General features: G+C 42.2%; 17 protein-coding genes and 1 other annotated feature. Of the genes, 6 read left to right on the top strand and 11 right to left on the bottom strand.

The window, feature by feature from the left end:
* Positions 1-19: 19 nt before the first annotated feature.
* Positions 20-2,023: a YhgE/Pip domain-containing protein gene (locus LQ188_RS08705; protein ID WP_230176607.1), complete on the top strand. Its 2,004-nt coding sequence runs from the start codon at positions 20-22 to the stop codon at positions 2,021-2,023.
* 600 nt (positions 2,024-2,623) lie between these two features.
* Here the strand turns inward: LQ188_RS08705 and LQ188_RS08700 are convergent.
* A complete protein-coding gene (locus LQ188_RS08700; protein WP_230176839.1) occupies positions 2,624-4,072 on the bottom strand; it encodes a DHA2 family efflux MFS transporter permease subunit in 1,449 nt (482 codons plus the stop codon).
* A gap of 254 nt (positions 4,073-4,326) precedes the next feature.
* Between LQ188_RS08700 and LQ188_RS08695 the strand changes: the two genes are divergently transcribed.
* Complete coding sequence (locus tag LQ188_RS08695) at positions 4,327-5,226, top strand: TetR/AcrR family transcriptional regulator (protein ID WP_230176606.1); 900 nt, start codon at positions 4,327-4,329, stop codon at positions 5,224-5,226.
* A gap of 146 nt (positions 5,227-5,372) precedes the next feature.
* Positions 5,373-7,046 carry a ribonuclease J gene (locus LQ188_RS08690; RefSeq protein WP_101223168.1) on the top strand — a complete coding sequence of 558 codons (1,674 nt, stop codon included), beginning with the start codon at positions 5,373-5,375 and terminating at the stop codon, positions 7,044-7,046.
* Between the two features lie 57 nt (positions 7,047-7,103).
* Here LQ188_RS08690 and LQ188_RS08685 read toward each other — a convergent pair whose 3' ends face one another.
* The 4 genes from LQ188_RS08685 to asnA all read right to left on the bottom strand — a co-directional run bounded on the left by LQ188_RS08685 (position 7,104) and on the right by asnA (position 11,996).
* Positions 7,104-8,441 (bottom strand): amino acid permease, encoded by a 1,338-nt coding sequence (locus LQ188_RS08685; protein ID WP_230176838.1) that lies wholly within the window; start codon positions 8,439-8,441, stop codon positions 7,104-7,106.
* Between the two features lie 192 nt (positions 8,442-8,633).
* On the bottom strand, positions 8,634-9,266 hold the full coding sequence (locus LQ188_RS08680) for a LysE family transporter (protein ID WP_230176605.1): 633 nt from the start codon (positions 9,264-9,266) through the stop codon (positions 8,634-8,636).
* 152 nt (positions 9,267-9,418) lie between these two features.
* Positions 9,419-10,651, bottom strand: coding sequence for an MFS transporter (locus tag LQ188_RS08675; protein WP_230176604.1), 1,233 nt, complete (start codon positions 10,649-10,651; stop codon positions 9,419-9,421).
* A 334-nt stretch (positions 10,652-10,985) separates the two neighbouring features.
* Positions 10,986-11,996: an aspartate--ammonia ligase gene (asnA, locus tag LQ188_RS08670; RefSeq protein WP_363320585.1), complete on the bottom strand. Its 1,011-nt coding sequence runs from the start codon at positions 11,994-11,996 to the stop codon at positions 10,986-10,988.
* A gap of 253 nt (positions 11,997-12,249) precedes the next feature.
* Between asnA and LQ188_RS08665 the strand changes: the two genes are divergently transcribed.
* A complete protein-coding gene (locus LQ188_RS08665; RefSeq protein ID WP_101223172.1) occupies positions 12,250-12,876 on the top strand; it encodes a LysE family transporter in 627 nt (208 codons plus the stop codon).
* 132 nt (positions 12,877-13,008) lie between these two features.
* Positions 13,009-13,476: a hypothetical protein gene (locus LQ188_RS08660; RefSeq protein WP_230176603.1), complete on the top strand. Its 468-nt coding sequence runs from the start codon at positions 13,009-13,011 to the stop codon at positions 13,474-13,476.
* Positions 13,477-13,634: 158 nt separating this feature from the next.
* Here LQ188_RS08660 and thrS read toward each other — a convergent pair whose 3' ends face one another.
* Positions 13,635-15,554, bottom strand: coding sequence for a threonine--tRNA ligase (gene thrS, locus LQ188_RS08655; RefSeq protein ID WP_230176602.1), 1,920 nt, complete (start codon positions 15,552-15,554; stop codon positions 13,635-13,637).
* 550 nt (positions 15,555-16,104) lie between these two features.
* Positions 16,105-16,325 (bottom strand) — a binding site (T-box leader).
* Positions 16,326-16,464: 139 nt separating this feature from the next.
* Between thrS and LQ188_RS08650 the strand changes: the two genes are divergently transcribed.
* Positions 16,465-16,722 (top strand): hypothetical protein, encoded by a 258-nt coding sequence (locus LQ188_RS08650; protein WP_230176601.1) that lies wholly within the window; start codon positions 16,465-16,467, stop codon positions 16,720-16,722.
* A gap of 44 nt (positions 16,723-16,766) precedes the next feature.
* On the opposite strand, the gene LQ188_RS08645 is transcribed toward LQ188_RS08650, so the two are convergent.
* From LQ188_RS08645 to LQ188_RS08625, 5 genes are all read right to left on the bottom strand, one after another.
* Complete coding sequence (locus LQ188_RS08645; protein ID WP_230176600.1) at positions 16,767-17,369, bottom strand: hypothetical protein; 603 nt, start codon at positions 17,367-17,369, stop codon at positions 16,767-16,769.
* Between the two features lie 354 nt (positions 17,370-17,723).
* The gene (locus LQ188_RS08640; RefSeq protein ID WP_286141415.1) at positions 17,724-19,220 is read right to left on the bottom strand and encodes an amino acid permease; all 1,497 of its coding nucleotides are present in this window, start codon (positions 19,218-19,220) and stop codon (positions 17,724-17,726) included.
* Between the two features lie 116 nt (positions 19,221-19,336).
* Positions 19,337-20,662, bottom strand: coding sequence for a peptidase (locus LQ188_RS08635; RefSeq protein ID WP_230176599.1), 1,326 nt, complete (start codon positions 20,660-20,662; stop codon positions 19,337-19,339).
* Between the two features lie 11 nt (positions 20,663-20,673).
* Entirely contained in the window at positions 20,674-21,855 is a 1,182-nt protein-coding gene (locus LQ188_RS08630) for a thiolase family protein (protein ID WP_230176598.1), read from the bottom strand.
* Positions 21,856-21,874: 19 nt separating this feature from the next.
* Positions 21,875-22,151, bottom strand: a 277-nt coding sequence (locus tag LQ188_RS08625; RefSeq protein ID WP_290370112.1) for a CoA-transferase, incomplete at its 5' end; no start/stop codon positions are given.

Raw genomic sequence — 22,151 nt, 5'->3', positions numbered from 1 at the left:
AGAAAGGGCAGGCTCAATAATGAAAGGTTTACAACTTGTATTGCAAGATATTAAAGCAATGTGGAAACATAAACACGGGAGAATCGCCTTGATTTTCCTTTTGGTCGTTCCATTGATTTACTCTGGTTTCTTCTTGGCTGGATATTGGAATCCTTATGGACAGTTGGATCAGCTCCCTGTAGCAGTGGTCAATCTCGATAACGGTTCGGAAATGGATGATAAGCCAGTCCAAGCTGGAGATGATTTCGTTAAAGAATTAAAAAAGCAAAAAGAATTGGACTTTCACTTTGTCACGGCAAAAAAGGCTAATACAGGTCTTGAAGAAGGTACCTATTATATGGTTGTCACGATTCCGGAGGATTTTTCGGAAAATGTCACGACTTTAATGGATGAAAAACCGGAAAGAGCTAAACTTTTGTATACTGTCAATCCAGGTAAAAACTTCGTTGCCTCACAAATCAGCTCAACTGCTGTTGAAAAGATGACTGCAAAAATCAACGCAAGCATTACGAAAGTCTATTCTGAAGGCATCCTTTCAAAATTCCAGGAGGTTTCTAAAGGCTTGGCGAATGCCGGGGATGGAGCAGAAGAGCTTCAACAAGGAACGGCGGAAGCGAAAAGCGGCAGTGAAAAATTGGATGATGGCATTCAGGATTTAAATGATGGCGCCCAGAAACTGCAAACAGGAAGCACCAAGCTCTTGGATGGACAAGAAGCCTTAGCTGATGGTGCGAAAGGATTAACATCAGGTTCGCAGAACTTGTATTCCGGCATGAAGCAGCTATCGGATGGACATCACTCATTGGAAAGTGGGATGAATGAAGTAAGTCAGGGTGTTGAGGACTGGTCAGCCGGAAATAAAAAATTGATGCAAGGGCAAGAACAGGCTGCCGATACAGCGAATACTCTTAAGAAACAATTGGATGCCTATATGAAAAGTCATCCTGATGCAATAAAGGATCAAGACTTCAAGCAAATCATTGCCCTATCAGAAGGGTTATCCAAAACAGCCGCCACTTTAAATGCCAGTCAAAGGCAATTGGGAGAAGGTGCTGAAAAAGTGGCTGATGGACAAGAGACCATTCAAACCGGGATGAATGCCTTTGGTGATAAAATGGCACAGGCTACCTCAGGTGCCAAGCAATTAAACGAGGGATCACTAGAATTCGCGAATGGTTTCTCTAATTGGACAAATGGTTTCTCCACTTTAAATGCCGGAATCGTTTCGCTAGCTGGCGGAAGCAGCCAGCTAGCCAGTGGATCGACGGAACTACAAGAAGGACTGGCTTCGCTGGAAACGGGCTCAAGCAAGTTATCCTCCAAGCTTAATGAAGCTGCCGATAAAACGGCTAGTCTTCAGTACGACGATTCGACCACTTCAATGTTCTCTGAACCCGTGCAATTGGTCCAATCCAATTTATCCGAAGTTCCTAACTATGGAACCGGAATTGCCCCTTATTTTCTGTCTTTGGCCTTTTATGTAGGCGGCATCATGGCTTCCAATATCTTGCCGCTTGGCCGCAGGCAGAATCTTAGGGTTACCGGAACCGTTCACTTCACGAATAAATTAATGCTAGTATATGTAATCGGCTTGATTCAGGCACTTCTAGTGGATGCAGTGGTCCTGCTTGGATTCCATTTACATGTAGCAAGTGTCCCTGTATTCATTCTATCTAGCATCATCGTTTCATTTACCTTCATGACGTTCATTCTTATGCTGGTGACCGTATTCGGAGTGGTCGGAAAATTCGCGGCCGTGACCCTTCTCGTGTTCCAATTGGCTACATGCGGCGGAACATTCCCAGGCGAACTGGGCATGTCGCTATTGACGAAAATCGGTCAATTTTTACCTATGGCCCATTCACTAAAGGAACTTCAAGAGGTCATCTCCTTAGGCGGCTGGGAAAACTTGCAGGCTCAGATGTGGATCCTACTTGCCTATCTCGTTTCTGCCGCGATCATTGGCTGGATAGCCAGTCATATCCAGCATGCAAAAGTAACTTCAGAGGAAGTGACATCTTGATGTAAAAAAAGCGCAGTGCAAATGGCACTGCGCCTTTTTTGTATAAAAGTGAAATCACCGGGTAAAACATATTTGATTCATGGGTCGATTTAAATAGGTGATAGGTCGAATATTTCCAACGTGGGTCGAATTTAATCGGTGATAGGTCGAATAAACTCCAACGGGGGTCGAATTTAATCGGTGGTAGGTCGAATTACTCCAGCGGGGGTCGAATTAAATCGGCGGTAGGTCGAATTTACTCCAGCGGGGGTCGAATTTAATCGGGGGTAGGTCGAATTACTCCAGCGGGGGTCGAATTTAATCGGTGGTAGGTCGAATTTACTCCAGCGGGGGTCGAATTTAATCGGTGATAGGTCGAATTATTCCAGCGGGGGTCGAATTAAATCGGCGGTAGGTCGAATTTACTCCAGCGGGGGTCGAATTAAATCGGCGGTAGGTCGAATTTACTCCAGCGGGGGTCGAATTACTCCAGCGTAGATCGAATAATTCGCTGTAGCCTGAATTAATTCCGCTGTAAATCAAACTAGATGGCTGATGTTATTAAAAAAAGCCCTATGCTGCCTGACGATTCAGGCGGCATAGGGCTTTTTAATGTTTCATTTAAGCGGTTTGATCTTTTTTCATAGCTGGTTTTTCTTCAGCTGGCCATGCACGCTTAATGAATAATGCCAGAATCAGCGCCACACCGGCAATGAAGGTAGATACAAAGAAGGAGAAGTTAATTCCATCCAGCATTGCCTGCATCCCGATTTGGGCTTTCATTTGGCCCATCATCTCAGCGGTGGGCTGGCTTGTTAATTTGCTCATCGCTTTCGTCATTAAATCTTCGGCAGTAGAAGCTGCACGGTTAGACATGACCGTAACGAGCAATGCCGTACCGATCGCACCGGAAATTTGGTTCAGTGTGTTATTCATGGCTGTACCGTGCGGGTTCATGCGGGCTGGCAGCGAGTTCAAACCATTTGTCATGATCGGCATCATGGACATTGACATCCCGAAGGAACGAACGGAAAACAGGATTACAATTTCTGTATACGTAGTTTCCATTGATAATTTACTTAGCAAATACGTAGTTACCACGGTGATAAGCAAACCGATTGAAGCAAGGATGCGGGCACCGAACTTATCGAAAAGCTTACCGGTAACCGGTGACATGAGGGCCATTAATAACGCACCTGGAAGCATCAGTAATCCAGAATCGAATGGTGAAATGCCACGTACTGTTTGTGTGTACATCGGAATTAAGATCATCCCCGAGAACATCGCCATGTTCAGTACGATTGAGATCGTTGCGGATAAAGCGAACATCGGGTGCTTGAAGATCTTGAACTCAAGCATTGGTGTTTCCATTTTAAGCTGGCGTGTTATGAAAAGGATCAGGGAGATGGCACCGACAATCAGTGTGCCGTATACCTCAAGGCTATCCCAACCTTTGCTGCCTGCCGAACTGAATCCGTAAAGCAAACCGCCGAAGCCTAAGCTTGAAAGAATGACCGATATTTTATCAATTGAGATATCTACTTTTTCCTTGTGGTCTTTAAGTTTAAAGAAGCCGAAAATAAGCACTAGTAAAGCTAGCGGAGTAATGAAATGGAATAGCATTCTCCAATCATAATGTTCGATGATCCAGCCTGAAAGCGTCGGCCCGATTGCAGGGGCAAACATCATGACCAAACCGAATAGTCCCATTGCCGAGCCCCGTTTTTCAACAGGGAAAGAAGTTAAAAGTACGTTCATTAATAATGGCATCATGATTGCCGAACCGGCAGCCTGAACCATACGTGCGCTCAATAATAGCGGGAATACATGCGCTACACCTGCCACGATTGTCCCGATTGAGAATAGGAGCATGGCTGTCAGGAACAGATTACGTACCGAATATTTCCTTATTAAGAAGGCAGTTGTCGGAATCATGATTCCGTTCACGAGCATGTAGCCAGTTGTCAGCCATTGAACTGTGGAAGTCTCTATTCCCAGGTCTATTTGAATTGATGGCAGTGCAATATTTAAAAGGGTTGAATTCAGTATCGCTATGAACGCCCCGACCATCAATATGGCCAAAATGCCATACGAACCCTTTTTCTCATTTATTTGTGCAGTACTCACTTTTTATCTATTCCTCCATTCAAACTATTGGTTCATTTAATTAGACGAGCGGTATATTCCAATCTCACAAAATCAATAATATACCCCTAGTTCATTTTTTGCAATAGAAATTTACTGGTTTAAATAAGGGTTTGTGCTGTCATGAAAAATAGAGTACGATTAAATTTATACAAGCAGTATAATGAAAATTAGGTGATATGATGAATAATCGAAGGCAGAATGTCATCGATACGGCTCATAAGCTTTTTATTGACAAAGGCTACCAAGCGACGTCCATCCAGGACATTCTAGACGGCAGCGGTATATCAAAAGGTACATTTTATAATTATTTCCCTTCGAAGGGTGAATTATTTATAGCCATTTTCCGTTCCTTTTATACAAAGATTCGCCATGAACGGGAAAAACTGTTGATTGGTCAAGATTCCGCCGATATTGAAATTTTCATCCGGCAGCTAGAACTGCAATTAATGGTGAACAAGCAAAGCAAATTGCTTATCCTGATCGAAGAAGTCCGTGTTTCCAACGATGAAGAATTAAAACAATTCATCAATAAAACGCTATTGTTGAGCTTACGCTGGATGTATAACCGTTTTATCGATATCTTCGGGGAAAGCAAAAAACCCTATCTTTTAGATAGCGTCATTATCTTTCATTCGATGATGACCCACATGAATCATTTTAGTTATCGTGCTAATCCCGCCGGTACACCGGACATACAAATTATCCGCTATTGCATGAACCGCATTGTCCATTTAGTCAATGAAGTGGCTGAAAGCGGGGAACAGATCATTGATCCGGAACTAATGGACACATGGTTTCCAAACTTTACAAACCACCTTGAACCTTGCCATAATGATTTGCTTCATTCCACCACGGAATTGAAAAAAGCGATAAACAAAGCTTTTCCTTGCGATGAAAATCGAACAAGAGCCATTGAATTGGTCGACTTCATCCAAGATGAGCTAATGCAGTCTGACAAACCGCGAGAATTCTTGATAGAAAGTTTGCTGGCCACTTTGAAGACTAGATATGCTTCTCAGGTCCAAGCATACATTGATTCTTTTGAAGAAAGCATCAACTCTTGCTTGAGCCGTTGAAGATTGAAGACACACGCACCTACCGAAATCGGCAGGTGTTTTTTTACGGCTTCTTGCATTGCCCCGATTTTATAAAAAGAGTGGTTTTATAAAAGGTGCCTAAGGAAACACTATCCTTATCATAATATAAAGGGAGGTCTACCCACTTGAGTGTGAAAGAGAATGCTTTGTCCATACTGGCTCTGGGCGGAGTGAATGAAATCGGTAAAAACATGTATGTGGTTCAATATGCAAACGATATCGTCATTATTGACTGTGGTGCCAAGTTTCCTGATGAAAGTTTATTAGGAGTCGATTTAATCATTCCTGATATTTCCTTTCTCCAGGAGAATAAGGAGAAGATCCGGGCTTTGATTGTTACTCATGGGCATGAAGATCATATTGGCGGTATCCCCTATTTCTTAAAAAAATTGAATGTACCCATTTATGCCACACGTTTAACACTAGGTTTGATTGAATTGAAATTAAAAGAACATAACCTTTTGGGTGATACGAAGTTAATCCAGATCGACTCGGATTCAAGATTGGAATTTGGAGAGATGGTTCTCGACTTTTTCAAAACGAATCATAGTATACCCGATTGCCTTGGTGTCACCATGCGAACGCCAGAAGGCACGGTCGTTCATACAGGGGACTTTAAGTTTGACTTGACTCCCATGAATGATCAGTATCCCGATATTCATAAAATGGCCAAGATCGGGAGTGAAGGTGTTTTGGTTTTATTATCGGAAAGCACGAACGCTGAACGTCCCGGCTCCAGTCCCTCGGAGCATCTCGTTGGCAGCCATATCGAAGAGGCCTTCATGCAGGCAAAACAGAAAGTCTTTCTTTCGACCTTCGCTTCAAATGTAAATCGAGTTCAACAAGTTGTGAACGCTGCACAGAAGACAAACCGGAAACTTGCCCTAATTGGACGTAGCATGGTGAACGTCGTATCCGTTGCCATTGAACGTGGCTACCTCGAGGTACCTGATGGGATGCTTATCCAACCACATGAAGTCGATAATTATGCTCCTGAAAGGATCGCGGTTTTATGTACAGGAAGTCAAGGAGAGCCGTTTGCTGCCCTTTCCCGCCTTTCCAGTTCAAATTATCGGGATATGAGTATACTGCCTGATGATACAGTGATTCTTGCCTCCACTCCAATACCCGGAAATGAACGGGATGTTTCACGAATCATCGACAACCTATTTCAACTTGGTGCCAAAGTCATTTACGGTTCTGGGACTGTAACAGGCATGCATGTATCCGGACATGCCTATCAGGAAGAGTTGAAGCTCATGCTTACCCTGATGAAACCGAAGTATTTCATTCCAATTCACGGTGAATATCGGATGTTGCACCAACATCGATTACTGGCTGAGTCTGTCGGGGTAGAGAAGGGCAATACTTTCATTATCAGTAATGGCGATGTGGTGGATATTGAAAACTCCGTTGCCCGTCAAACGAGAAAGGTGGCTGCCGGCAATACCTTTGTTGACGGTGTCGGCGTTGGTGATGTTGGAGAAATCGTTCTGCGGGACCGTAAGCAGCTTTCCGAAGATGGCATGCTCGTAATCGTCATAACATTAAGCAAGTCGGAACGAAAAATAGTATCAGGACCCGATACTATTTCCCGTGGATTTGTATATGTTCAAAATTCCGAGGACCTCCTTAAACATGTGAATCGTCTTGTCACGAAAACGGTCAACGACTTACAAAGTGAAAAGATATACCGTTGGAACATCATCAAACAAACCATAAAGAAGGAATTGGGGCACTATCTCTTTACTCAAACTAAGAAAAAGCCAATGATCCTTCCGATCATCATTGAAATTTAGCACCAAATCGAAAGCACACAAAAAGGAACTAGACTTCGTTAGTCGAGTTCCTTTTTTTCAATCAAGTTCTGATTTACTGGCTTTTGCGGCCATCGCCTTGTTCTTATTCCAAACCTTAAATTTCATGAAAACGGCGGCAAGACCGATAATCACGATGAATAAAAGGCTGATGAAAAAACCTGGACGTATTTCTTTTTCAAGCAAAGTGCCACTGACCGCCGCTAAAATTAAAAGAAGTCCGAAAACGGCCGTGATCTTACTCCAAATCTTATTTTCCAAGATTTTAAATGAAGAAAGAATGATGAATGCCCAGTTATACAAAAGTAATATTCCAGCAGATGTTGTGATGTATTCATAAATCTTGCCTGGCAGGAGCAAGGCAGTGATGATTGACCCTAAAAGTCCTAAGGCTCCAAGACCAAGTGAAGGCAGTGGAAGGTCCTTGAATTTCTTGATCTTTTGCATGAATAATGAGGGTGCGTTCCCGTCATTGGAGAGTGTTACCAAAAGATTGGTTACACCAAAAAGTGAAGCGGTCATCGTCGAGAAACCAGCTATTATAATTGCACCATTAAATACGTGCGGGAAAAATGCCAGATGATAGCTGTCCAATGCCGAAACGAATGGACTTTCTTTTTCACTGAATGCCCCTAACGATATCATGGTTACGGCTAACCCCAATGAAACCACATATATGATGGTTAGAACCAAGAGCATGATCGTCCCTGCCTTTGGCGCATCTTCTTTCTTTTTAAGCTGCATCGCCATCAGTCCAATGACCTCAATGCCGCCAAACGCATAAAAAGCATAGATTAGTGATGTCCAAAACCCTTTTAACCCTTTTGGGAATAATTCATTGAACTTATTCGGAAAGGATGGCGGTTTCCCTCCATCAAGACCAAACCAGCCGAAAACGGCACATATTGCTATAATGATAAACATTACGATTGCTGCTGTCTTAATTACCGCAAGGATGTTTTCCACCCTGTCGAACCCTTTTGTTCCCAACAATACCACCACGATTGAAACAATTGCGAATCCGGATGCAAATAGCCACAGCGGTACTTTCGGGAACCAAAATTGAGATAATAGCGAAAGCGCAGTAAGCTGGCTTCCCATGATCAATATATTGGAGGACCAATAATTCCAGCCACAGCTAAAGCCAGCCCATCGTCCAAATGCTTTATTGGCATAATAACAAAAAGAACCCTCTTGAGGATCGGCCGCAGTCATCTTGGCAAGCAGATTATAAACGATGTAGGTACCTAGTGCAGCCAATACAAATGAAAATACAATGGATGGCCCCGTCGTTTTAATCCCTATAGTCGATCCAAGGAAATACCCTGTCCCGATCGTACAGCCTACACCGACCAATGATAGCTGCCACCATTTCATATCGCCTTGTTGTTCACCCGATGCATTAGAATCTTGGACAGCCTTCCCTTTCGCTGAACTGCAATTGGCTTTTGTCGTCATGACATTACCTCCTCCTTCCATCATTCATAGTGTTGATATTGCCACAATGAATTATGCAAGGAAGAAGTTTTCAAATACCCTACCTTATGTAATAAACTAAAGCATGGTGCTTTATGATATGAATGCAGAAATACCTTGATATGCAAAATAAACCCCAAAGCCTACCAATGATAATCCAGAGATGATCGAAATGGCCATTAAGCTTTTTTCATTTAAGAACCTGCGAAATCCATTCGTTAATGCCGCTACAAAAAAATCCCAACAGGTAAGCCCAAGGAAGATCATCCCGCTATAAATGAAAAGTTGGGATGTCCCGTAACTTGAAGCTGTTTTAGCTAAAACAGATCCATATATCCCCAACCAAAATAAAATGGATAATGGACTGGTCACAGACATGATGAACCCTGTCAAAAAACAGGAAATTAAAGAATCTTTATTCCTATATTCATTTAATAATATCGTATTGACCCGTAAAACACTTTCGACCCCAGAATAAATAAGCACGAATCCCCCAAAAAGCCATAGAAAAATCTGGACAATCGGAATTTCTAAAAACCTTACCATACCTATATACACTAAAATCATGAACAAGGCATCTGCAATCATCGACCCTGCCCCAACGATCCAGGCATGCCAAAACCCGTTCTTGATTCCTTTATCGATACGAGCAGAGTTCACCGGACCGATCGGTGCTGCAAGGGTAAGTCCCAAGAAAAAGTAACTCAGCAGTAAATGTACACTCAAAAAGCATCACTCCTTCGAGCTAGTTCATGACTTGTACATTTTATGTGACAACCCTCGGCCTATAACCACTTGCCAAAAAAAATTTCCCGATTTACAAACAAAAAAAGCCGTGGGAAAGCCCGGCTTTTTCGGAGAACTTCTATAGAAACCTATTAGGCAGCAGCTTCTTTTTTGTCTGAACTAATGAATTTCATAACAATCAAAACGATGCCTATACCAATGATCCCTGAAATGATATAGGTCAAATTGATATGATTTTTCATGACAAGGGACATGACCGGAGGGCCTGCCGCAACTCCAATGAACCTTGATGACATATAGAAGGAAGTTATCGTACCCCGCTGTTCCTTTTTTATATTTTGAGTGATGATTGCGTCGAGTGTCGGCAATAACGCACCAATCGCTATGCCAACCAAACTTGTTACGAGTAATAAAAGGAAAACCTTGTTTTTTGTAAAACCGACAAATACAAGGCTGATTGAAAGAACAGCTATACTGATCATGATGATTTTTTTCATGATTGGTAATTCACCCTTGATTTTTTTCCCGGCAACATAAGAAGATACACAAAGGAAAAACAGCGGGATCGCTATTACTAAACCTTTTTTAACTCCATGCAAATCATGGATTTTTTCCAGATTATCAGACAAAAAGAAAAGAACACCAAACAAAACCAACATGACAAATACACCAATTAGGAAAACTGTATATAACCATTTCCCTTCCTGCTTGAATATTTTTTTCGTATCATGCCAGAATTCTTTGAATTTCTTCGGATCATCCTTCTCCTTTGGTACCTTTATAAAGAAAAAGACCAAGACAATAGATATTAAACTGAAGAATGAAATTGAGAAGAATGGTAAAAACCAGATAAATGCAGCAAACAGGGAACCCAGTATTGGACTCAGTACTTTCCCAAATGTATTCGAGGTTTCTATGATTCCTAAACAAGAACTGGTTTTTTCATCATCATCCTTGTATAGATCCCCCACCAGAGGCAAAATAATGGGCGAGGCCCCAGACGCCCCAATCCCTTGCAATACCCTTCCAATGATGATCCATGTGTATGGATTCTCCATTTTCCATGATGCATAACCTGCGATCAAGCCGCCGATAAGGGCAAGGATCAAGCTTGGCAGAATCACCATTTTCCGTCCAAATCTATCTGATAAATAACCCGCTATAGGAATTAAAAAAATGGATGCTACGGAATAGCTTGTTATAACCATACTTGATTGAAATGAAGATATTCCCACCTTTTCCTCGAAAATGGGCAAAACCGGGATAAGCATTGAATTTCCAAGTGTCATTACCAATGGAATCGATGCCATACTGATCAGGCACCATACGCTTACATCTTTATTTTGCTTCTCATGACCTTCCATACTTACACTCCTCATCCATTATAAAAGCAACTTATTGCATAAAAGGTAACATTGTGAAACTAATTTGTTTTGCATCATTATAGATGTCTTCAATTATTATGTTATAGCGCAGAAAGATTTATTCAGTAGCGCTTTACCCAAAATTACCCCTATTACCTTTAAAACAAAAAAAACCATTCTGTTTAAGAATGGGTCAGACTGTTGACAACTCGATATTAATTTAGATTGCCTACATTTTAGAGAGTGTAAAATATGAACGTTGATTTCAATTGGAGCCCCTTTTGACTACAAACTCAACCCATTCTGTTTAATAATGGGTTTCCTCCTTTCGTCTTTATAAAAGAATAATATTCCTTTTTTCACAATCCTTTAATATTTGGTCATTCCATACCGAAACCTGAACCTCGCCAATATGTGCTTTCTTCAGCAGAAACATGCATAATCTGGATTGCCCTATTCCTCCACCTATTGAATACGGAAGCTTTCCTTCCAATACGGCCTTATGATAATCGAGCACCTTACGATTTTCGTTTTTGGATAATCTTAATTGTTTTAACAGTGACTTTTCATCTACTCGAATTCCCATTGAAGAAACTTCAAAAGCACATTCCAAGAGTGGATTCCATAAAACGATATCTCCATTTAGGTCCCAATCATCATAATCCGGTGAACGTCCATCATGCTTTTCCCCCGATTGTAACTCTCCGCCAATTTTCATGATGAAAATTGCACCATATTTATTCGCTGCCACATTCTCCCTTTCCTTCGAAGTCAGATTCGGGTATAAATCCTCCAACTCCTGGGTCGTAATGAAGTGAATGTCATCAGGTAACACAGGCTTAAGCAGATGATGGAATTCAAACATATAACGTTCGGTCGATTTAATGGCTCTATATATTTTTTTTACTTCAGATTTTAATGTATCTACGTTACGCTGTTCCTTCGTTATGACTTTCTCCCAGTCCCATTGATCCACAAATAAAGAGTGTAAATGATCCAGTTTTTCATCACGTCTTATTGCATTCATATTTGTGTAAATGCCTTCATCACACGCCAAACCATACCTAGATAGAGTGATTCTTTTCCACTTCGCCAAAGATTGAACCACTTCGATTTGTTTATTCTTAATATCCAGAGCTTCAAAGGTAAGAATCCGATCCACACCATTTAAATTGTCATTTATGCCATTACCTTCATTTAAAATGATAGGTGCTGATACTTTAATCAGGTTTAACGCATTTGAAATTCCTTCTTCAAAATGATTCTTAATTTCATTTATTGCAATATCCGTATGCATGATATCAAGAATTGTTTTGTATTTATTCGGCATCGATAATTCAGGCATAATTATCCTCCAATTCCGCTTTGAATAGCGCATGCATTAAAATTGGCGTCTTTCCATTTGACTAAATTACATTATGAAGGAGTTTTCTGTGTTGTTACAAAAACACCATGTCACGACTAGGTACATCCATAAGCAGCAAACCGGACAATGATTCACCATATCCACTCAAAAAAAGGGTCAAAAATGTGGTACAAGTCCAATTATCTGAATACATTCAAATAAGTGAAGATGTAACAAACGATGAGGTGATGAATTGGGTGTTTTTTTCAGCTATGTATTATTAGGCTTATCACTGGCGGCTCCTATCGGTCCCATAAATGCTGCTCAATTGGACAAAGGAATCAAGAAGGGTTTTTGGCATGCCTGGGTTTTTGGCTGGGGTGCCATTTTAGCTGATTTTGTATTTATAGCCCTCGTCTTTTTCGGTGTCGTCCACTTTTTGGACAACTCCTTCATGAAGACATTTTTATGGCTGTTTGGATTTTTCGTCCTGACCTATACCGGAATCGAAAGTCTGTTAAGTGCAGGTAAGATTGAAGTGAATGCACGAAAAGCGAAAGATTCCCTTATTTCTTCATTCCTGACAGGATTCATCATGTCCCTTTCGAATCCTTTATCCATTTTGTTTTGGCTTGGAATTTATGGATCCATTCTGGCAAACTCCGCTTCAAAATATGATATGGATCAATTGCTTTTATACAGTTCAGGGATCCTTGTCGGCCTCTTAACCTGGGATTTCGCAATGGCCATCATCGCCAGCACCTTCAGACGCATTTTATCCAAACCCATTCTAATGGGCATTTCGATCATTTCAGGAATATCCCTTATAGGGATTGGCATTTACTTTGCCATCCAAGCAGCCAAGGCTTTATTTACATAAAGAGTTTACTCTTACATTCATTAAATATATAAAATAGGCAACCCATTTTAATGTCCATCTTTGTCCATGTCGGACACTTATCCCTCTTTGTTCATAGCTTGAAAGGGTAAACACAAAGGGAGGATTTCTTAAATGTATAATAATTATTACCCTTATAATGTTCCATATAATAATGATCCATATTATTATGATAATTCTTATGCCAATTTGCCTTATTATGATTACAGAATGCCAGTACAAACACTGGTTCCATTAGCTACTATTCAGAGTCATTTAAACGCAGGCCGACAAGGTCATTGTTTCAGAGGTTTTTGGGGTAACACCGAGCACACCTTTATTTTGATGGGGTTCAATGCTGCTACTGGTATGGTACAGATACTCGAAGGTGGCATCCCGAATGAGATTCATCATACAGATATAGTCGGATTACAATATCTAGGATTAACTTGCCCTGTCGGTGGCGGCGGTCAAGGCGGCGGTCAGGGCGGCGGTCAAGGCGGCGGTCAAGGCGGCGGTCAAGGTGGCGGTCAAGGCGGACCGGGCGGTAACTGTTTCCAGCAGTTCGTTCAGGGCGTTGGCTGGGTATGGATTTGTAGATAGAAAAAAGACAGCCGAAATATTCCGGCTGTCTTTTTTTATCCAAACCTAATCCAATGGGCATTTACTCGTGAGTTTCACACATTTACTCGTGAGTTCCGCGTATTTACTCGTGAATTTCGCACATTTACTGGTGAGTTCCGGATTAAGCTGCTTTTTTGTTAGTTGCCGCGTTCTTTTATTTGCTGTACCATTTTCTTAATGAACATTTCTATTGCGACATTTTCAAATTCTTGTTCCCCGTATTTCCGGACATTCACTTCATTTTCTTTCTCTTCTTTATCTCCAAGAACCAGCATATATGGGATTTTCCCCATTTGTGCTTCCCTGACTTTATACCCCAGCTTTTCATTCCGATCATCAATTTTCACTCTTATGCCTTTATTCTTCAGTTCTTTTTGAACCTTTAAACAATAGTTCAAATGAACCTGTGAGACAGGGATGATCTGTACTTGCACCGGAGCGAGCCAGACGGGAAATGCACCGGCAAAATGTTCTATCAGAATTCCAAAAAAACGATCGATCGATCCAAAAATGGCACGATGAATGACGACCGGACGGACTTTTTCATTATTTTCATCAATGTAAGTCAGATCAAATTTATCGGGCATTTGAAAATCAAGCTGGATTGTTGCACATTGATGGCTTCTTTTTAATGCATCTTTAATATGAAAATCAATTTTCGGTCCATAAAATGCCCCGTCCCCTTCATTTACTTGATAATGTATCCCGATGCTTTCCAGAACATTTTTCAAGGCTGTTTCAGAAGCTTCCCAAAGGGAATCATCGCCCATTGAATCCTCTGGACGAGTCGAGAGCTCCACGGAATACTCGAATCCAAAAGTGCGATACACTTTATCAATCAGATGAAACACTTGTTTAATTTCACTTTCGATTTGATCCTTCCGAACATAAATGTGGGCATCATCCTGGCAAAATGTACGGACACGCAGCATCCCGTTCAATGCACCGCTATATTCATGACGGTGGACTTGACCGAATTCGGCCATCCGGATGGGTAAATCCCTGTAAGAATAAAGACTGTTTTTGAATATAAGCATATGACCCGGACAGTTCATTGGCTTCATCGCGAATTTTGTTTGATCCACCTCAGTGAAGTACATATTCTCATGGTAATGATCCCAGTGACCCGATTGTTCCCATAACCGCTGGTTCATCATGAAAGGAGTGCGAACTTCGTCGTAGTCAGCTTCAGTTTGAAGCTCCCGTGAGAACTTCTCCAATTCATTTCTAACAATTTGTCCTTTCGGTAAATAAAACGGCATTCCAGGGGCTTCCTCCGAAAACATGAATAACTCCAACTGCTTCCCTAATTTACGGTGATCGCGTTTAGCCGCTTCTTCCAGAAATTCAAAATGCTCCTGTAAATCTTTTTTCTTTTGGAAAGCAACGCCATACACCCTTTGAAGCACTTCATTTTGATTGTCTCCCCGCCAGTAGGCACCAGATACACGAGTCAATTTGAACGATTTTACAAATGAAGTGGATGGAAGGTGCGGCCCTCTGCAAAGATCGACGAATTCCCCTTGTTGATAAAGCGTTAATTTTTCACCATTAGGGATGTTCTTTGCTATATCCAACTTGAATGACTCCCCTCTGCCCACGAATAACTTTACAGCTTCATCATAAGTAGCTTCGATCCTTTTAATTTCCAGATTTTCACTTATGATATACTCCATCTCTTTTTCAATGGCTTGTAGATCTTCTGAACTCAAAGGATGGTCTAACTTAAAATCATAGTAAAAGCCATCTTCCACTACTGGCCCCATCCCTAATTCCACGTTTTGGTATAATCTTTTCACAGCCTGCGCCAAAACATGTGCCGATGTATGTCGTAACACTTGTAATCCTTCATCCGAATCCAGAGTCAAGATCGACAGTTCGGCATCCTTATTAAGCTTGTGACTTAGATCAACCAGTTGCTTACCCAGTTTTCCTGCTACTGCCTTTTTCCTTAAACTTGAGCTGATGGACCCTGCCACACTTTCCACCGTCACCCCTTGCGGATATTCCCTTTGCTGCCCATCCGGGAATTGAACTTTAATCTTTTTTTCACTCATCACATAACACCCCTTTTTTAATAATAAAAAAACGCACTCATCCCTATGCGAGGGACGAGTGCGTTTACCCGTGGTTCCACCCAATTTCCCATAAGCAAAAAACACTCATGGCTCTGGAGCTTGTAACGCAGCTTAGACGATATCGGTTACTCTTGTTCACCGATATAGCTCAAAGGCGGTAAATCAGTTTCCTAAGCCAGGAAGTTCGCAGCTGCCCTCCCCTCTCTGCAGACCGTAAAAATGATTCATGTCCTTATCATGGCAAAAATTATAATAATAAAAAACGCACCCATCCCTAAGTAAGGGACGAGTGCGTTACCCGTGATTCCACCCAATTTCCCATAAGCAAAAAACACTCATGGCTCTGGAGCTTGTAACGCAGCTTAGACGATATCAGTTACTCTTGTTCACCGATATAACTCAAAGGCGGTAAATCAGTTTCCTAAGCCAGGAAGTTCGCAGCTGCCCTTCCCTCTCTGCAGACCGTAAAAATGATTCATGTCCTTATCATGGCAAAAATTATAATAATAAAAAACGCACCCATCCCTAAGTAAGGGACGAGTGCGTTACCCGTGATTCCACCCAATTTCCCATAAGCAAAAAACACTCATGGCTCTGGAGCTTGTAACGCAGCTTAGACGATATCAGTTACTCTTGTTCACCGATATAGCTCAAAGGCGGTAAATCAGTTTCCTAAGCCAGGAAGTTCGCAGCTGCCCTTCCCTCTCTGCAGACCGTAAAAATGATTCAAGTCCTTATCAATGCTTCTAAAAATGTAAATGGATTTTTATATTGTTATATATATTACAATATATTCCCATAAGTGACAACCTCAAATTTATTAATTTCATTACAAACACTAAATTGGTATAATTAGTAAAAAAGGAGTCTCTATGAAAAGTTTAAGCAATTGGTCTATCGTATTTGCAGTGATTGGTACACTATCATTTGCTGTTCCCTTGCTTTAGCAAAAGCCTCCGAGCTGCTTATGATTTCAGGATTCGGTGCGTTGCTTATTGGTATGTTTTGCAGTTTCGGGGCCATGTATAAAAATGAAAAAGGAAAGTCGAAATTTTTGGCTGTGGCTGCATTCTTTCTTTTAAGTTTCATTCTCGTTTGGAATGAACCATTTCAAATTGTCAGGCTCTTGACCTGGATGAAAAATTAATCAAAATGAAAAACCCGTTCACCATGACGGGTTTTTTGATTGATTCAATCTTCATTGGCTAGCGTTCGACTTGAATTCTTTATTCCAAGCCATAGCATAAGTCCAGTGGTCCAGAGAATTAGCGCGCATCCAAAGCCAAGCAAGGATAACGGTGCAAGGATTTGATGCTCTCCAAACATGACGGCGTCTGGCACAATAAGCAATGTGATAAGCGCTAATAAACAGAGAAGCACACCTGTTGCATAGTAGATCTTGATTTGGAAAAGTGACGCCAAAGGTAAAAAATGAATCCCAACAATAATGGCGATGACTCCCGGTATAAGATCGGTCTGATTGATCAAGTTACAGATGGCAATGGCAATCCCGATCAGTAAACCTTCGGCAATGAAGACCATATTAAACAAAAATCCGATACGCTTAAGACGCCTAGCCCCATTTTCTGAAACTTGATTGGACATTTTTTGTGATGCATGAATTAATGAAATGCCGCCGATAACCATTATGATTCCTACGAGTATGGCTGCGAGTTCCACATAGGGAAACCCCCACCCCTGCAATCCCATTACACCAATACCAGCCCAAAGTGTACCGAAGAATGCCATGAAAATGACTCCAATTCCAGAACCGCGAAACGCCTCTTTCATCATCAGTTTCCTTTCATCCACAGTAATATCGTACATAGAATAATAGTATTGCACACCCTTCCCAATTATTCAGCTATAAAAAATGATTTATTGAAAAAATTACCATACTGCGAACTTTAATAGATAATTTCCGCTTTCGGAGATATAACTGGATTTCCGAAGATATATTTCGATTTTCGGAGATATAACTGGATTTTCGGAGATATAATTCGATTTTCGGAGATATAACTGGGTTTCGCAGATATATTCCGTTTTTCGGAGATATAACCGGATTTCCACAGATATAACCGGATTTCGATACAAATCCCCATAAAAAACCTGAGTCCCCAAAGGGGTCTCAGGTTTTTTCCATTGGTATCAAGCCACATCTGATTTATCGAATTGACAATCTTTTAATGATATTAATTTGGTCTTGTGATAAAACTTGTATCCTAACCAGACTACCAGGAATATCGGCAATCCGATATAGGAGACAGCAACGCCATACCAGTCGATGCTGCCGCTTAGGAATGCTTCATAATTCTGTCCTGCAATGACGAGCATGCACAGTGCGAATGAAAGAATCGGACCGAATGGAAACCATTTTGCTTTATATTTCAATTCGTTTAGGTCACCACCTTGTGCAACATAGGCACGTCTAAAGCGATAATGGCTTATGGCGATTCCAATCCAGGCGATGAAACCAGTCAGCCCGGATGCATTCAATAGCCATGTAAATACATGGTCCCCGAAAATGGAGGTCAAGAAGGCGAGTCCTCCAATTAAGGACGTGATGATCAAAGCATTCATCGGGATTCCCCTGCGGTTGACTTTGGCCAGGAATTTGGGAGCTTGTTTATCTTTTGCCATCGACCATAACATCCGCGTTGATGCATATAGCCCCGAGTTCCCTGCAGATAGTAAGGAGGTTAACACGACAGCATTCATGACTGATGCCGCAAATGCCAGTCCTGCCCGTTCAAAGACTAGTGTGAAAGGGCTTACAGAAATATTTTCGACATCTCCGTTCAACAAACTTGGACTCGTATAAGGTATTAAGAGACCGAGTATCAGGATGGCCCCGATGTAAAATAAGAGGATGCGCCAAAATACTTGGCGGATCGCATTCGGAACATTTTTTTCGGGTTCTTCACTTTCTCCGGCAGCAATACCAACCAGTTCTGTGCCTTGAAAAGAAAATCCCGCGATTAGAAAGATTGAGATGATCGATAAAAATCCTCCCTTGAATGGTGCCTCATCCATGGTGAAGTTTTCAAATCCGATCACCTTTCCGCCAAAAACCCCCAATATGGTCAATAAACCAATAATGATAAAGCAAATGATGGCGACGACTTTTATTAAGGCAAACCAATATTCAGATTCACCATAGCTTTTAATGGATAGGGCGTTGAGGGTGAAGACGATTCCAAGAAACAATGCGCTCCATATAAGGCTGGGTACATCAGGGAGCCAGAATTTCATGATGATGGCTGCAGCGGCTATTTCGACGGCAAGGGTGACTGCCCAGTTAAACCAATAATTCCAGCCAAGTGCAAAGCCGAATGCGGGATCAACAAAGCGTGTGGCATAGGTGGAAAATGATCCCGACACAGGCATATATGTCGCCATTTCCCCTAAGCTCGTCATAAGGAAATAAACCATGATTCCAATGCAGGCATATGCAGCAAGGGCACCACCAGGCCCTGCGCTCTGGATGGTTGCCCCGCTTGCCAGGAATAATCCGGTTCCTATTGAACCGCCAATGGCAATCATGGTCATATGCCTTGCTTTCAGTTGCCTTTTAACTGTCGGTTCTTGATTATCGGGATGCCTTTTAACTGTCGGTTCTTGATTATCAATGAGATTCATATCCATATGGTTCCTACCTCATTTTCTTTTATAGTTAAAAGTTCAAGAAATATAAGAGTTTTTAACAACCGCTTTGTGAAAGACTGAAATATTTCGCTTTACCTGCTGGGATGCTATCCAGTTTAATTGCCATTGCCTGGTATCGTCTCTCTATTCCCTGCCTGTGTGACCCCATCCTGCTCAGTCTCCATTCCGCACCATTGAATTAAAGTAAGGGCAATGATCTCCGCTGTGGAGAATACGTTGTCCAGCAAGATATATTCATTTGGATAGTGGGCAACCTCGGTTACTCCTGGCCCGAAAACGATTGCAGGCGTTTCACCGACATGTGTCAGCAATCCCCCGTCCGTTCCCCAAGGGGATGCTTCAATGACTGGGTCCTGTCCGGCAACTTGCCGATATTGATGAACAAGCGCATTCATCAGTTCATGCTCTACATCAATTGCACCTGGTACCCAGCGTGCCCCGAACCATTCCAATACGGCCGGGTTTTCCTTGAACCATTGGTCCACTTCCTCCAGCTGCAATAACCAGGCGGCCATTTCTTCCTTCGCCTGCTCCATCGTTTCCTCTGGCGCAACGCCCATCCTTCCTTCGACCTTCACAAGGTCGGGAACGGATGACGGCCAATTACCGCCTTCAATGACACCTAGATTGATCGGAATCGGAATAGGAGTGTTCTGATAAAGCGGATCAATGATACGTGCATTTCGCTTTTCTTCCAAGGCACGAATATGATTGATGACGGTCATGCTTTTTTCAATCGCACTAACGCCTTCATACCTTGTTCCGCCATGGGCTGACCGTCCTTTAACAGAGATTCGGAACCACATCGAACCCTGCTGTTTCGGGAAAATCCTCATATTCGTCGGCTCAGGGATCAGGGCAGCATCGGCTTTATATCCCCTCAGTACGGCCGCTAATGTTCCGGCCCCGCCGCTTTCTTCTTCAATCACACTTTGAAAAATGACATCTCCCTTTAATTGGATGCCATTTTCCTTCAATGCCTGCATCGCAAGGATCAGCGATACATTTCCCCCCTTCATATCGGTTACTCCGCGTCCAAACATTCTTCCATTCTTAATGGCTCCGCTATATGGGTCGTCGTCCCACTGATCCCGGTCTCCATCCGGAACCACATCGATGTGTCCGTTCAGTATGATGGAACGTCCGCCTCCAGTCCCTTTCATGATACCTACCACATTGGGGCTGTTGGAAAATTCACTGCGCGGAGAATAAAAATAAGAATGCTTTTTCAGCTCGCCGCCGTCAGGTTCCCAACTATCGATCTGCAAACCCATTTCCTGCAGCTTTTGGGCGACGATGGCCTGTGCCCCTGCTTCATTTCCTTGCGTACTCGGGGCTTGTACCATTTTTTGCAATAGGTTTGTTCCTTCTTCCCGATGATCCTCTATCCATTGGTTTATCCGTTTTTTTATATCCGGCACATTTATCCTCCTTAAATACACATATTCTCATAGATTACTGAAAGTCCCATTCCACCTGCCATACACAACGTTACCATTCCGTACTTAACTTGTGAACGCAACATTTCATGCATCAGTGTGACTGTCAATTTTGCACCTGTTGCTCCTACAGGGTGACCAAGTGCAATTGCCCCTCCATTGACATTGACAATATCCTGATTCAAATCTAACTCCTTGATCACTGCAAGTGCTTGGGCAGCAAAGGCTTCATTAAGTTCAATCAGTCCGATATCCTCTAACGATAGACCTGCTTTTGCCAATGCCTTTCGAGTCGCTGGTACGGGTCCAATCCCCATAACTCCAGGTTCAACTCCTGCACTGGCGAAAGCTTTTATTTTCAAGAGCGGTTTTAATCCCTTTTCTTCTGCTTGCTGCTTGGACATTAATAGTACAGCTGCAGCTCCATCATTCATAGGACAGGCATTTCCTGCCGTAATGGTTCCTTCATTTTTGAATACTGCTGGAAGACTGGCTAGTTGATCTAGATGAATGTCCTCGCGTACCCCTTCGTCATGGTTGAAGATTTGAAGTCCTTTTCGATCCTTGATTTTAAGCGAAATAATTTCTCTATCAAAGCGACCCTCTACTATAGCTTTACAAGCCTTCTTGTGGCTTTGATAAGCAAATTGATCCTGTTCTTCACGACGGATACCGTATTTTTCAGCCAAGCGCTCGGCAGTTATTCCCATATGCTCATTTCCCAAGGAACATATTAATCCATCTGCCAGCAGAGCATCCTCCATCGTTACGTTTCCAAATTTACCGCCCCATCTATTTTTCACGATATAAGGCACATTGCTCATGCTCTCCACTCCGCCGGCAATGATTACGTCTTCTTGACCAGCAGCGATAGTTACAGCGGCGTTGGTAATGGCCTTTAAACCTGATCCACATGCTTTGATTACAACGTGGCCTGGGACACTGTGTGGGAAACATGCCATCTGCGACGAAATTCGGGCCGAGTTTAGTCCGCCTCCGTGGACATAGCCATGTCCGAAAATCACTTCATTTACCTTCTCTTTATCTAACCCAGAATTATCCATTAAACCTTCCAATACTTGACGGCCCAATTCGGTAGCTTTAACATTCCGTAGTGATTTGCCAAAGGATCCAACTGCAGTTCGCGCTCCAGCAACGATGACAACCTCATTCATGCTTTTTTCCTCCTCTTACCTATTCAATGGTGTTGACAGCAGCATGGATTTTCAACGTTGCCTCTGTATTCCTTATCACATCATCCACGGTATATGGCGTCATGACTTCCTTCAGCACCAATCCCTCCGGTGTAACTTCCATGACTGCCATTTCCGTAATGATTAAATCCACACTCTGCTTTGCCGTCAATGGAAGCGTACATGTCTTCAAGATCTTCGATTCACCCTGCTTATTCACGTGATTCATCAGGACGATCACCTTTTTGGCTTTCTGGGCAAGTTCCATTGCCCCGCCC

Source organism: Peribacillus sp. Bi134 (assembly GCF_918698065.1).
Taxonomy (GTDB): domain Bacteria; phylum Bacillota; class Bacilli; order Bacillales; family DSM-1321; genus Peribacillus.
The sequence above is the reverse complement of the archived record's forward strand: the minus strand, read 5'-3'. Positions and strand labels throughout refer to the sequence as shown.

Coding starts and splice junctions, on each gene's coding strand:
- LQ188_RS08705 (WP_230176607.1), top strand. CDS start 20: ATGAAAGGTTTACAACTTGTATTGCAAGATATTAAAGCAATGTGGAAA.
- LQ188_RS08700 (WP_230176839.1), bottom strand. CDS start 4,072: ATGGTCGGGGCGTTCATAGCGATACTGAATTCAACCCTTTTAAATATT.
- LQ188_RS08695 (WP_230176606.1), top strand. CDS start 4,327: ATGATGAATAATCGAAGGCAGAATGTCATCGATACGGCTCATAAGCTT.
- LQ188_RS08685 (WP_230176838.1), bottom strand. CDS start 8,441: ATGAAATGGTGGCAGCTATCATTGGTCGGTGTAGGCTGTACGATCGGG.
- LQ188_RS08675 (WP_230176604.1), bottom strand. CDS start 10,651: ATGGAAGGTCATGAGAAGCAAAATAAAGATGTAAGCGTATGGTGCCTG.
- asnA (WP_363320585.1), bottom strand. CDS start 11,996: ATGCCTGAATTATCGATGCCGAATAAATACAAAACAATTCTTGATATC.
- LQ188_RS08660 (WP_230176603.1), top strand. CDS start 13,009: ATGTATAATAATTATTACCCTTATAATGTTCCATATAATAATGATCCA.
- thrS (WP_230176602.1), bottom strand. CDS start 15,554: ATGAGTGAAAAAAAGATTAAAGTTCAATTCCCGGATGGGCAGCAAAGG.
- LQ188_RS08645 (WP_230176600.1), bottom strand. CDS start 17,369: ATGATGAAAGAGGCGTTTCGCGGTTCTGGAATTGGAGTCATTTTCATG.
- LQ188_RS08640 (WP_286141415.1), bottom strand. CDS start 19,220: ATGGATATGAATCTCATTGATAATCAAGAACCGACAGTTAAAAGGCAT.
- LQ188_RS08630 (WP_230176598.1), bottom strand. CDS start 21,855: ATGAATGAGGTTGTCATCGTTGCTGGAGCGCGAACTGCAGTTGGATCC.